This is a genomic window from Lyngbya confervoides BDU141951 (genome assembly GCF_000817775.3).
Lineage (GTDB): Bacteria > Cyanobacteriota > Cyanobacteriia > Thermosynechococcales > Thermosynechococcaceae > Lyngbya > Lyngbya confervoides.
Genome location: NZ_JTHE03000116.1, coordinates 29,277 through 41,471 on the forward strand (window position 1 = coordinate 29,277; position 12,195 = coordinate 41,471).

Below are 12,195 nucleotides of genomic sequence, written 5' to 3' on the forward strand. Positions count from 1 at the left end.
ATCCTGACCGAGGCTGCGCCCTTGAGCCTGGGATCACCCCTGCCTAAGGCATCACGCCCCACCCCAGGGCGTGGCAGCCGCCTCTGCAAGAAACTAGCAGCGGTGGTATCGGGGGCTTTATCCGACAAACCTCTACCCTTCGATTCAGGGGATCGTCCCTCGCTAGGGGGGCGATTCTAGCCGCAAGTCTTCTTACAATTTGGGCAGTTGTAATCTTTGGAGACCCTTATGGATCACGCCCAAACACCGAAACCGATTCGACAACCCCTAACCCCTGAGCAGGTCAGTCCTGAACAAAAGGAGGCCCACAAGCGGGTGCTTGAAACCGAAAATCCCACCGTCAACCCCGGCGATCGCGTGGAAGGCCCCAAAAATTTGGAGGAAAAAGCTCAGCAGGTGGCGGTGAATACCCCTGATATCACCGGCGATCACATCGTGGTGCCCACCTACTTCGTGGTGGAAGATGAAGCGGGACATCAAGAGGCGCTTCACCACGTCAAAGATGCTGAGGAAATTTCAGATGTGATTCGGCAGGCCAGGGTTGACGAAGAAGGCAACCGCACCTGGTGGTAAGCGGAGAGAGTTCCCAGCCCGGTGCGGCATTTTTGGAAAAAGCCGGCTAGGCCATCACCATCCCACCGTCCACGTTAAAGGTTTGCCCCGTGATATAGGCTGCGGCCGGATCTGCGGCCAAAAACTGGACCATACCCGCAATTTCCTCAGGCTTCCCATAACGGCCCAGGGGAATCAGCTTAAGAATCTCCTCGGCCTCTAACCCATGGGTCATGTCCGTTTCAATAAAGCCCGGTGCCACGGCATTTACGGTAATGCCACGCACCGCCAACTCCTTGGCTACGGTTTTCGTAAAGCCAATAACCCCAGCCTTAGCAGCGCTGTAGTTTGCCTGACCGGGATTTCCCATTTGACCCGCGACAGAGGCGATGTTGATAATTCGCCCCGATCGCTGCTTGAGCATAATTTTACTGACGGCACGGGTGCACAGGAAGACTCCCGTTAGATTGAGGTCAATTACGGCTTGCCATTCCTCCGGCTTCATGCGCAATAGGAGGGTGTCGCGGGTAATCCCAGCATTGTTGACAAGAATATCAATGCGTCCCCACTGATCCTTGACCCTTTTCACGAGGGCGTCGATTTGATCAGCCTGAGAGACATCTGCCTGCAGAGCCATCGCCGATCCCCCTGCGGACTCGATGGCAGCCACCACGGCGTCTGCGGCATCACTCGACCGAGCATAGTTGATGGCCACCTTGGCCCCTGCCGCGGCCAGAGCCAGGGCGATCGCCTTGCCAATCCCACGGGAGGCTCCTGTAACAATTGCAACGTTCTCTGCTAAAGCTTTCATGAATAATGTCGCTATTTATCCCTACGCCTAATCAACATCCCAAGCGGCGCCTGAAACTCAAGGACACCGATGAAACCTTCAATCATCATAGGGGGCTTTGGGACTTCCCCATATCCATCCCCAAAACCAGTTCCCCTCCTGCCAACAGGGAAGCCCCTCGCCCGTTGCTTGTCAAGGGAAGATTCCAGCTTGATGATTCCTGGCATGAAAGTCAGAGTCGAGGACAGCCAGTTTCATTCCCCTGGACTGGATGAATGCCCATCCGCCCCCTACCTTCGGCTTTTTGGCTACGGAAAACAAGTGTTTCTCGGCTCATCCAACTACCCTGAAAGGAGGCGAGTAAGGTCAGAAAATCAAACAACTCTAATTAGAAAATCAAATGTTTTCATAAATTTAATGAGTCCCTTTAGCATCCGAGGGCATGAAATGAATTGGCAAAGACAGTCCCTGTAGCGGCTACCTTTGGCCTTAGACGCCCAAAATATTGAACTCTCACTTCTCGCGTCTTCAACCCTCTCAGAATATCATTATCAGCCTGCAGCACAAGGAAATTAACGCCCTTGCCTCTATACCCATAAATCATAGAAATTGGTCAACACATCACAATTCCCTGCTCATCCCCTTGGCCTTCAAGTTCTCACTTATGCTGCAAACTAGCGCCAAAATCCATAGCTTTAAGACCAGAAAACCCCATCTAACGGAATAGCCTTTCTCTCCCTCTTTAGTCGGAAATCTCAGAGTCACGACCGCTGCAGTTAATTTTCGTAAAAATGGCTACAAAATTAAATTTAAAAATAAATTTAATTCAGGATGTGATGGATTAATTCTCCCTGTGGGATTCATAACATTAATCTCAACACTAATTTGCTACTGAATAGGACCCCAAAAATGCCACAACTTTGCCGACATCGAGCCGAAAAAGCCTTGGAAAAATACTGGCAGCGACCCGTATCCATTAAAGAAAGCACGACCCTGGTCACGGCACTCATGAATCCCAAGGCCTCAGCCAGCCACATGTTTTTAATGGAAAATATTGGCATGCACTATGCCCAAGCCCTGGAGATTTACGAGGAGTTTGCGCCTCAAGACTGTGGTTGCGGAGTTGACACCGATAACCTGTCCCAGCCCCTAGCCGCCTAGGGATCCTGGTAACCGGATATCCTCATTCCCGCCGGGCATCCCGGCTAGAGGAACTTCCAGCAAAGCTTTGCCGTCCTAGAAGGTCTGAAAAGCTGTCTGCTTCGAAGGCTCTACGTTGTCTGATAGATTGTTCAGCAGACAGATGTGGAGGAGGTAACTGATGTCGTTCCTAGCACCCCAAATTTTCAGGTATTGGGCCGTAAGCACCCTGGTTTCTGTTTGGGGTATCGGTGTGGTTACGGCTGCGGTTCTTGCTCAGCAGCGAAACCTTTTAGCCCAGGACTTACCCATTCCTCAGCCCTCTAGCAGTCAGAGTCTCACCCCTGCCTCCCCTGACCTAAAGGGGCAAGCTTCAGGATCAATGCAGGAAGCAGCATCGCCATCGAATTCAGGTGCAGATCGGGAGGAGAATCCTCCTGCTTCCTCCTCCACCAATACGGTGAGTGACCTTGTGAAGCAGGCCGATCAGCTCTATGTGCAGGGCCAATTTGCCCAAGCGATTGAGCAGTACAGTCAGGCTTTAAATCTCTATCCCGAAAATGCCTACGCCCTGTATAACCGAGCCAACGCCTGGCGGCGAATGAAAAAGGATACAGAGGCGATCGCCGACTACACCGCCGCCCTGCGCTACAATCCCACCCATGCATTTTCCTTTCTGTATCGGGGGGAGATCTATGCAGCCTTGGGGGAAACCGAAAAGGCAGTGGCTGATTTTTCGGCAGGCCTGAGGCTAACGGACCAAAATCCAGCCCTTTACGTGGCCCGCGCTCACGCCTATTCCAAGCTCGGAGAGAGCGAAGCGGCGAAAAAGGATATGCGGCGAGCTATCGATCTTTACGAAAAGCAGGGGAAGGAGCGACAGGCCACCCTGTTAAAGCGAAAGCTGGGATCGCTCTAGCTGCGGAAGCTGGAGTTCTGAAATTTTGTGCTGAAACTTTTGGTCCTAGACCAGACGGTGCTAGATCACCACGGTTCTAGAGGCTCCAGGATTGAAGCCCTAAGAATTGGCTCCCAAGAAATTCAAGTTCTTGGACGAAGCTGGTCGAAAGATCTTACAGTAAAGAAAGTTTAAGAATACTTGCATTGTTGAATTCTAAGCTGTGACTGCTGAACTGCCCTTGCCTGACTCCAAAGACAGTGCCAAATATCGCGAGAAGTCACCCCGTCGTCTGCGCATTATCGCAGTGGCGTCGGGACTGATTGTGCTGATCGCAGGACTGGGGGTGGGATTTTGGCTCTCACGGACGCGGGGCAAGACCGACCTGGCGGAGATTACAGTGCCAGTGGCTTCAGAAAATCTAAGGCTACGCATCACCACCAATGGTCAAATTGTTCCCTTCCAAAGCGTCAATCTCAGTCCAAAGGCCTCTGGAGTGCTAGTGCAATTGATGGTGGAGCAGGGCGATCGCGTCGAGAAAGGTCAGGTGGTGGCCCTCATGGATCGAAGTAACCTGGAGGGCCAATTGATTCAGGCTCAGGCTGCGGTAAACCAAGCCCAGGCCCGGCTAGCGGAACTGGTTGCCGGCACCCGAGAAGAGGAAAAGCAGCGGGCCGAAGCGGCCTGGAACCGGACCAAGGTGGAGCTAGCCCAACGGCAACTCAATCAACCCCAGCAACTTCAGGAGGTTAGCGATCAAGTCAGGGAAGCCCAAGCCCAGCTTCAAGATGCCCAAGCCCAGCTGACCCTGGCCCAAACGCGCTATCAGCGATTCAAGAGTTTGGTTGATCAAGGAGCAGAAAGCCGCGATCGCCTTAATGAAGCAGAGCGAAATTACGACAGCGCCCAGGCCCAGCTAAACCAGGCAAAAACGCGGGTTGATCAGGCCAAAAACCAGGTCACTCAGGTGCAGATTCGCACCGCAGCGGAGATTGCCCAGGCCCAGACAGCGGTGAATGAAGCCTACCAATCCTATCAACTGGCCCTATCTGGAAATCGACCAGAGGTGATTAATCAAGCCAGGGCAGAGGTCCAGCGGGCATTGGGACAGATGCGCACCATTCAAAACCAGATTGAAGATACGATTATTCGGGCGCCCTTCGATGGAATTGTGACCCAAAAATACGCCAGTGAAGGCGCCTTTGTGACCCCCACCACCTCAGCTTCCAGTACCTCTTCCGCCACCTCCACCTCCATTATCGCCCTAGCGCGGGATCTGGAGGTGGTGGCGGAGGTGCCGGAGGTGGACATCGGTCAGGTGAAGCAGGGACAGCCGGTGGAAATTCGAGCCGATGCTTTTCCCAATCAGGTTTTCCAGGGTCGAGTCCGCCTGGTTGCCCCAGAGGCGGTGGTGGAGCAAAATGTTACCTCCTTCCAGGTGCGGGTGGGCATTTTAACGGGGCAAGACCAATTGCGATCTGGCATGAACTCAGATTTAACCTTTCTGGGCGAAACTCTGAGCGATACGCTGGTGGTCCCCACGGTGGCGATCGCCACCCAAAAAGGTCAAACTGGGGTATACATCCCCGATGACAAGCAAAGGCCAGAGTTTAAGCCCGTCACCATTGGCACCTCGGTTCAAGATAAAACTCAAATCCTGGACGGACTTACGAAGAGCGATCGCGTCTTTATTGATTTTCCCCCAGGGCTAGAGCCGGAAGCAGAGGAATAGGGAGACCGCCCATGGATCTACTGGAAAGCGTCAAAATGGCCTCGGCCACCCTGGCTTCTAACCGATTGCGCAGCGCCCTGACCATGCTGGGCATGATTATTGGCAACGCTTCCGTGATTGCCATGATTGGAGTGGGACAGGGGGCTTCGCGCTACGCCGCTTCTCAATTTGAGTCTCTAGGACCCAATGTACTCTTTATCGTCCCTGGCAATGATAAAGTGCGCAATCGCACCTTTGATATTCCAAAAACCCTAGTGCTGTCAGATGCGGTGGCCATTGAAAATGAAGTGCCCACCGTCAACCTTGTGGCCCCGCAACTGCAAACCCAAACGACGATTACCTACCGCAGCACCACCGTCAGTTCTTTGGTGGTGGGCACCTCAGAAACCTTTCCCGTCGTGCGAGATTTTGATGTCCAGCGCGGACGGTTTATTTCTAAGCTAGATAATCAGCGCGGCACCTTGGTGGCGGCCATTGGATCCGAGCTGGCTAAGAACCTTTTTGGCTCGGAAGATCCCATTGGCCAACAGGTCAGGATTAAGAACCTGAGCTTTCAGGTGGTGGGCTTAATGGAAAGCAAAGGAGCGTTTCTGGGCAACAATCAGGATGATGTGATTTTTATCCCACTCTCGGTGATGGCGAGCCGGATTGTCGGACAAACCTCTCCCTTTGGAACCGAGCTAACTTTCATTTCCGTTTCGGCGCAAGATCAAGACAGTATTCGCGCGGCATCTTACCAGATCCGCAACCTGCTGCGGTTGCGCCACAAAATTGTGGACGAAGATGACTTTACGATTCGTACCCAAAAGCAAGCATTGGAAATTATTGGCTCGGTCACTGGTGCGTTGACTATCATGCTGGCGGCGATCGCCGGGATTTCGCTGCTAGTGGGCGGCATTGGTATTATGAATATTATGCTGGTGTCGGTGACCGAGCGTATTCAAGAAATCGGCCTGAGAAAAGCCATTGGCGCATCGGAGGACGACATTCTGGTGCAGTTCATGATTGAGTCCATTATCCTATCGGCGGTGGGGGGCACCATCGGTACCTGCATTGGCGTCGGAGGCGTTCTCCTGGTGGGAGCCTTGACGCCTCTGCAAGCGGGCATTTCTGTTCCAGCCATTCTGTTAGCCGTGAGCGTCTCCGGCGGCATCGGACTTTTTTTCGGAGTGGTGCCGGCCCGTCGAGCCGCCCGCATGGACCCCATTGTCGCCCTGCGCAGTACCTAATCGCCCTGCGCAGTACCTAATCGCCCTGCGCAGTACCTTCGCCCTGGGCACCCAGTTGCCCGGCATCGTCGCTAGCCCATCGCTAGCCCATCGCTAGCCCATCGCTAGCCCGTCGCCAGACAGAAATTCATGCAAACCTCTCCTGAGGGATTTATGTCCTCTCCATCCCCGTTAGACTCTCAAAGCGCTCTAGTGATCAGGCCCCCAGACACTGCCCCGGCACTGATTCAGCTGGAGGGCATTACGAAGGTTTATGGCACTGGCGATCTTGAGGTCCGGGCCTTAGATGGGGTGAATCTACAGATCCACGCCGGGGAATACTGCTCCATTATGGGCGCCTCTGGATCAGGAAAATCCACCATGATGAACGTCATTGGCTGTCTTGATCGGCCAACTGCGGGCCAATATTACCTCGATAGCGAAGATGTCGCCCAACTCAGCGATCGCGCCCTGGCCCACATTCGCAACCGCAAGATTGGGTTTGTGTTTCAGCAGTTTCACCTGCTGCCGCAAATCTCGGCCTTAGACAACGTTATGCTGCCCATGGTTTACGCCAATGTGCCCCTAGCAGATCGGCGCGAGCGTGCCGCCACTGCCCTAGAGCGGGTGGGACTAGGTAACCGCATCCAAAACAAGCCCAGCCAACTTTCAGGGGGTCAGCAGCAGCGGGTGGCAATTGCTCGGGCGATCGTTAATCATCCCGTGCTGCTCTTGGCCGACGAACCCACCGGCGCCCTAGACACCCAGACCACCCAGGAAATTCTAGGCATCTTTAGCGATCTCAATCAGCAGGGCATGACGGTGGTGATGGTGACCCACGAACCGGAAGTGGCCCGATCCACGCAGCGGGTTGTCTGGTTTCGCGATGGTCGGGTGATCCACGCCCAGTTAGATCCAGCCGATCTACACGAGGCCACCTTCTAGCGACGCAGAGTGATTTCAGCAGAGTGATTTCAACTGCGATGAGTCATGGACTGACTGATGAGTCACGACGCCTAGCGCCCACGACTGTATTCAGCCGCTTCGACGACCCCAGGAGGGGTCAATCCCGCGGAAACCATTACCCCTCTCTCACGGAGCGGCGGGGGCCAGAGGCGCCAAGGCCAGGTCAGGATCGGCAACAAAGCGCTGGAGACCCACCAGGGAGCGATTGTAGTCAATAATGGCCTGGAGTAAATTACTTCTAGCGCGGGTGAGGGCCACTTCTTCGTTACTGACCTCTAACTGGGTGCCGATTCCCTCACGGAATCTCAGCTGAGCCAGCCCCAGACTCTGCTCAGCCTGCTGAACCGCTTGACGATTGGTGCTGATGTTGCGGCGACTGGAAATGAGATTGTAGTAATTCTGCTCAATTTGAAACCGAATCACGTTGCTAGCGTTGGAAAACTGTGTATCCGCGATCGCTGCGTTAATTTCCTGCTGCCTTGCCTGGGCCTGGGCGGCTCCGCCATCAAAGAGCGTTCGGGTCACGGATCCCCCGACACTGTAGCCCACATCGCCCCGCAATTGATCAACGCCCAACGGCGCACTGTCTAAAACGCTCCCCGCAGCGCTAAGACTGCCACTAACCGCCACAAACGGCCCCAGACTTCCCCGAGCAATTTTACGATTTAGCAGCGCAATTTCTCGCTCTGATAGAATTTCAGCCAGCTCAGCTCGATATCGCTGCGCGGCAACGATGCTAGACTCCAGGGAGAGCGGCCATTCTCCCGCCTCCGCCACGGGGTCCGCGGCATCGATATTGACCGTATCAGCCAGGCTTAAGCGTTGGGCTAACTGCCGGCGGGCAATCTCTAGCTGTCCCCGTGCCTGGGTGAGCTGCTGCTGTCGGTCAGCAAGCTGAACTTCAGCCCGCAGCACGTCGAACCGCGTCCCTAGACCAGCCTGCTCAAGCGCCACGGTATTGGCAAAGGTATCCCGCGCATTTTTCACCGCGGCCTCCGCAATGTTAATGAGTTCCTGGGCCTGCTGTAAATCGTAATAGTCATTCGTCACCTCCAGCTGGAGATCCCACAACTCAATCCTCAACTCCTGCTCGGTCGCAGCGAGGGCCTCGCGCGCCGCTCGAATACTAGCGGGGCGCTGGCCATTGGTAAACACATCATAGTCAGCCTGAACCGTGGCTTGCCCCTGGCTCACGCCCGCTGGCAACACGCTATCCTGATTCACAAAATCCTGACTGCGCTGCACCTGTCCTGAAACACCCACGTCGGGATAGCGGTCCGACCGGGCTTCCTCCACATTAGCCTGGGCCCGCTTCACGCTCAGCTCCGCCACTTGCAACTCTCGATTGTTGCGTCGCGCCAGAATCAGGGCCTGCTGCAGGGTAATGGGTTGGTTTAAATCAATGGTCACCTCGGAAACTGATTGAGGCAGATCTAGCAGGTTAGGACTGGGATTAAGAGGGGTCAGATCCGCCGCATTTCCAGAGCCATACTCTTGGGGCTGGCTTGGCTTGAGCTGCTCGCGCAGCTGGCGGGTTTCGGAGGACACCGTCTCTGCCCTGACCGCAGGTCTACTTCCGAAAGGAATCAGACACAGCAGGCTAAAAACCAGAACAGAGTTATAAAACTGTTGATAAACTGTCATCGCAGATCGACCCCTCGCACAAACACCACGAAAAAACCCTAAACGTTGCAGAAAATCAACGCATTAAGCTACAAGTCTTCACAACGTTATCATCTTTGGCTGAAACTGCCCAGTGGCTCACTGTCCTCCTCTATTGAGGAGCTCTTTCCAGCATAGATGACTCCAGCGTAGATAAAAACATCACCGTGGGGCATCACGGCTCCATCTCCTCAGTTAGAGTAAACGAGCAGACCGCTAGCCTTCCCCAGTCACAGATAGACCCTCAACCCAGACGTGCGGACAAATTCCTCCGGGGGTGACCTTTGCCACGGGATCTAGATAGACAATGGACTTCAACAGTGTCAGAAAATCTCCTGCCACGGTAGCGGAAGCGATACTGTGGCGTTCTCCGTTTCGGAGCAGCCAGCCGTCAAAGGGCAGCGAAAACGATCCTTGCAGAGCCTTGACTCCCGCATGCAGGGCCTGGAGATCATCGATAAAGACCACGTTATCTGCGGTGTCCAAGCTGTAGTCGGCGTTTGCCGATGTCCCCGGTAGCACGTGGTAGTAGTGGGCGCTTACCGTCACTTTGGCACCAATATTGGCATGTCCGGTGGGCTCGGCCTGCAGGCGTTTTGCCGTCCCGGCGCTATGCAGGAATCCTTTAAGGACACCCTTTTCAATCAGGCAAACCCGACGGGTGGGGGTTCCTTCATCATCAAAGGTTACCTTGGAAACATTCTCAGGATGCAGGGCATCATCGTAGACGCTCAGTAATTCGGTGGCCAGGGGTTGCCCCAGGGACTCTGGGGTGGAAAGACTGCGCTTATCCAAAATACTTTGGGCATTGAAAATATTAGAAAAGGCACCCAGCAAACTCAGGAAGGCTTCAGGCGAAAGTACAACGAGATAGGTTCCCGAGGGAATTCCCTGATAGTCCAGGTGGCTAATGGTTTTCTCGGCAGCCTCGGTCACGCACCCTTGGATGTCCAACGCTTGGAAGGTATTGCTCACCCGAAAGGCGCCGGAACTACGCGGCTTCTTGCCCGGCTGATCGGCTTTGGAATAAAGATAAATCGAGTTAGAGGCTCGCCGCTCTTGGCGCAAGGCTCCCTGACTGTTGACATAGAATCGACTAGCTGATCGCTGGGCCAAGCCATTATAGGGAACCGATCCAATGGCCTCATGACTAGCCAGCAGTTCCGCCTCTGCTTGGGTGAGCTGAGCGAGCAGTTCGCCAATGGGCGTATGATCTGGGGTCAAAGACAGCTCCTCGGAGAGCGGTTGGGTGGCGGCTACACTGAAATCAGGCGCATGGTCTTTGACTCCAAAATGACTAGCTTCTTGGGCCGTTTTGAGCGCCAGCTCCAGGCCACTGCTGTCAATGTCGGTGGTGCTGGTGACGCCCACTTGCCCCGATTGAGCCCACACGCGCACGGTGACGCTGGATCGGTTAGAGGCTTTCACCTGCTTCGGATTCCCTTGATCTACTTGGACGCTGGTTTCATCAATGGTGGCTCCGTAGATATCAAATTTTTCAATTCCCAACTGCTGGGCTTTCTCCCGAGCGATCGCCGCAATCTCTTGAACCTGAGTCATAATCTCCTGCAAAAATCTGTCGCAAACTATATTTTTTCGGAAAAACCCACGGTGAACAGGCCCTAGCGTCCACCAACAGTAATGCCCTCCACCTTAAGGTGTGGCTGCCCCACCGTGACGTAGATGCTGCCACTGACGGACCCGCAAAACCCGGCCGCCAAACCAAGATCTTGAGAGCACATCGAAATCTTGTGCATGATGTCCTTAGCTTCCCCAATCAGCGTTGCGCCCTTCAGGGGGCGGGTCACCTTCCCCTTCTCAATCAAATAGGCCTCATCCACCGCAAAGTTAAATTCTCCGGTCGGACCCACGCTACCGCCCCCCATCTTTTTGCAGTAAATGCCGTGGTCCACGGAGGCAAACAGATCCTCCAAACTGTAGTCCCCTGGGGCAATATAGGTGTTACGCATCCGGCTCGCTGCGGCAAAGGCATAGCTCTGACGGCGACCGCTGCCGGTGCGGGCGTGACCGGTGCGCCAAGCCCCGGCTCGATCCGCCAGGAAATTTTTGAGAATTCCATTTTCAATGAGAAGGGTTCGCTGAGCCGGCATCCCCTCATCATCCATGTCAATGCTGCCAAAGGCCTGATCGCTCACGCCTTCATCCCAGGCCGTCAGGTTATCATGGGCAATCTTCTCACCCTTTTGATCCAGGAACGGAGTGGTTTTACGCTCGATTTGCGTTGTTTCCAGCAGGTGACCACAGGCTTCATGGAAGATAACCCCTCCAAACTGATTGGCCATGATGATGGGATAGGTCCCAGACTCCACATAGTCGGCATGCAGCATTTTCCCGGCGGATTCTGCCACCTCCTGAGCATCCTGGGCATAGTTCCACTGGCGCAGAAAACTCGGGTCATAGGTGGCGCCCACTCGCTTGCTAATGGAGGCGCGATCGCCGGCTTCCAGGCAAAGCAAGCTATACCCCACCGATTGGGTCAAGCGAATATCGCGGGCAAAGGTGCCATCACTGGCTGCCACCAAAACCTCCTGCCAATCTCGAAAATAGGCAGCCTGACGCGATTCAACGGCCTGAGCCTCCCGGTCAAGGCAGGCATTGGCCGCCAGCAAGATTTCTCCCATCTCCTGCATCGAACTACAGTTCGGTAGCCACTGTTCCTTGTGCTTCAGGGCTGCATAGTCCCGCAGGATCTCTAAATTCACCTCCGGAATAAAGGACTGACCCGAGGGGAGAGCCAGGCCCATAATTGAAAGGGCTTTCTCCAGGGCAATCTTTAATCCGCGGTAGGAAACCTCATTGGTGCTGACGTAGCAGTCGGCAGTGCCCACAAAGACCCGCACCCCCGCGCCGGTGCTCAACCTCGGAGAGATACTGGTCACCGCATCGTTCTCCGCCAGAGCGCTAATATAATTCACTCGCTCAAGAAAAAATTCAATAAAGTCAGCTCCCGCAGACCGACCCAGACCCAACAACGTGGACAAGGGCGATCGCCAATCCTCGCCAAAGGAATGGCGGGGGAGCGAGAAGCTGGCTTGATCCAGAGTCTTGGCAGTCAGCAAAGGGGTGATAGTCATGAAGTTCCACGCTCCGATCATTACGCGCATCGCACCGGACAACCGGAACAGCAAATACTGCAAACGCTCGGTCACAGGTGCGTTTTGGGATTGAATTTTTAGTGTAACAAATTCTAAAGCCCGCGCCGGCCCAATCCCTAGCGCCCAAAAAA

At 54.6% G+C, this 12,195-nt stretch carries 10 protein-coding genes; 6 read left to right on the forward strand and 4 right to left on the reverse strand.

The features are described 5' to 3' along the window. Positions 1-228: 228 nt before the first annotated feature. Entirely contained in the window at positions 229-573 is a 345-nt protein-coding gene (locus QQ91_RS20360; RefSeq protein WP_166277898.1) for a hypothetical protein, read from the forward strand. A 46-nt stretch (positions 574-619) separates the two neighbouring features. On the opposite strand, the gene fabG is transcribed toward QQ91_RS20360, so the two are convergent. Further along, complete coding sequence (gene fabG / locus QQ91_RS20365) at positions 620-1,363, reverse strand: 3-oxoacyl-[acyl-carrier-protein] reductase (RefSeq protein ID WP_166277901.1); 744 nt, start codon at positions 1,361-1,363, stop codon at positions 620-622. Positions 1,364-2,251: 888 nt separating this feature from the next. On the opposite strand from fabG, the gene QQ91_RS20370 reads away from it, so the two are divergent. The 5 genes from QQ91_RS20370 to QQ91_RS20390 all read left to right on the forward strand — a co-directional run bounded on the left by QQ91_RS20370 (position 2,252) and on the right by QQ91_RS20390 (position 7,265). Then, positions 2,252-2,503: a hypothetical protein gene (locus tag QQ91_RS20370; protein WP_166277904.1), complete on the forward strand. Its 252-nt coding sequence runs from the start codon at positions 2,252-2,254 to the stop codon at positions 2,501-2,503. 160 nt (positions 2,504-2,663) lie between these two features. Then, on the forward strand, positions 2,664-3,401 hold the full coding sequence (locus tag QQ91_RS20375) for a tetratricopeptide repeat protein (RefSeq protein ID WP_166277907.1): 738 nt from the start codon (positions 2,664-2,666) through the stop codon (positions 3,399-3,401). 202 nt (positions 3,402-3,603) lie between these two features. Then, positions 3,604-5,112 (forward strand): efflux RND transporter periplasmic adaptor subunit, encoded by a 1,509-nt coding sequence (locus QQ91_RS20380; RefSeq protein WP_250833425.1) that lies wholly within the window; start codon positions 3,604-3,606, stop codon positions 5,110-5,112. An 11-nt stretch (positions 5,113-5,123) separates the two neighbouring features. After that, complete coding sequence (locus QQ91_RS20385) at positions 5,124-6,341, forward strand: ABC transporter permease (protein ID WP_166277910.1); 1,218 nt, start codon at positions 5,124-5,126, stop codon at positions 6,339-6,341. 129 nt (positions 6,342-6,470) lie between these two features. After that, positions 6,471-7,265: an ABC transporter ATP-binding protein gene (locus tag QQ91_RS20390; protein ID WP_375340962.1), complete on the forward strand. Its 795-nt coding sequence runs from the start codon at positions 6,471-6,473 to the stop codon at positions 7,263-7,265. A 147-nt stretch (positions 7,266-7,412) separates the two neighbouring features. On the opposite strand, the gene QQ91_RS20395 is transcribed toward QQ91_RS20390, so the two are convergent. The 3 genes from QQ91_RS20395 to QQ91_RS20405 form a co-directional block, all read right to left on the reverse strand. Then, on the reverse strand, positions 7,413-8,930 hold the full coding sequence (locus tag QQ91_RS20395) for a TolC family protein (protein ID WP_166277913.1): 1,518 nt from the start codon (positions 8,928-8,930) through the stop codon (positions 7,413-7,415). 234 nt (positions 8,931-9,164) lie between these two features. Further along, complete coding sequence (locus QQ91_RS20400) at positions 9,165-10,508, reverse strand: TldD/PmbA family protein (protein ID WP_166277916.1); 1,344 nt, start codon at positions 10,506-10,508, stop codon at positions 9,165-9,167. A 62-nt stretch (positions 10,509-10,570) separates the two neighbouring features. After that, positions 10,571-12,043 carry a TldD/PmbA family protein gene (locus QQ91_RS20405; protein WP_166277919.1) on the reverse strand — a complete coding sequence of 491 codons (1,473 nt, stop codon included), beginning with the start codon at positions 12,041-12,043 and terminating at the stop codon, positions 10,571-10,573. Between the last annotated feature and the right edge of the window lie 152 nt (positions 12,044-12,195).

Bases quoted from the DNA above. Each gene is read 5' to 3' on its own strand.
- QQ91_RS20360 (WP_166277898.1), top strand. From the start codon at position 229: ATGGATCACGCCCAAACACCGAAACCGATTCGACAACCCCTAACCCCT.
- fabG (WP_166277901.1), bottom strand. From the start codon at position 1,363: ATGAAAGCTTTAGCAGAGAACGTTGCAATTGTTACAGGAGCCTCCCGT.
- QQ91_RS20370 (WP_166277904.1), top strand. From the start codon at position 2,252: ATGCCACAACTTTGCCGACATCGAGCCGAAAAAGCCTTGGAAAAATAC.
- QQ91_RS20375 (WP_166277907.1), top strand. From the start codon at position 2,664: ATGTCGTTCCTAGCACCCCAAATTTTCAGGTATTGGGCCGTAAGCACC.
- QQ91_RS20385 (WP_166277910.1), top strand. From the start codon at position 5,124: ATGGATCTACTGGAAAGCGTCAAAATGGCCTCGGCCACCCTGGCTTCT.
- QQ91_RS20390 (WP_375340962.1), top strand. From the start codon at position 6,471: ATGCAAACCTCTCCTGAGGGATTTATGTCCTCTCCATCCCCGTTAGAC.
- QQ91_RS20395 (WP_166277913.1), bottom strand. From the start codon at position 8,930: ATGACAGTTTATCAACAGTTTTATAACTCTGTTCTGGTTTTTAGCCTG.
- QQ91_RS20400 (WP_166277916.1), bottom strand. From the start codon at position 10,508: ATGACTCAGGTTCAAGAGATTGCGGCGATCGCTCGGGAGAAAGCCCAG.
- QQ91_RS20405 (WP_166277919.1), bottom strand. From the start codon at position 12,043: ATGACTATCACCCCTTTGCTGACTGCCAAGACTCTGGATCAAGCCAGC.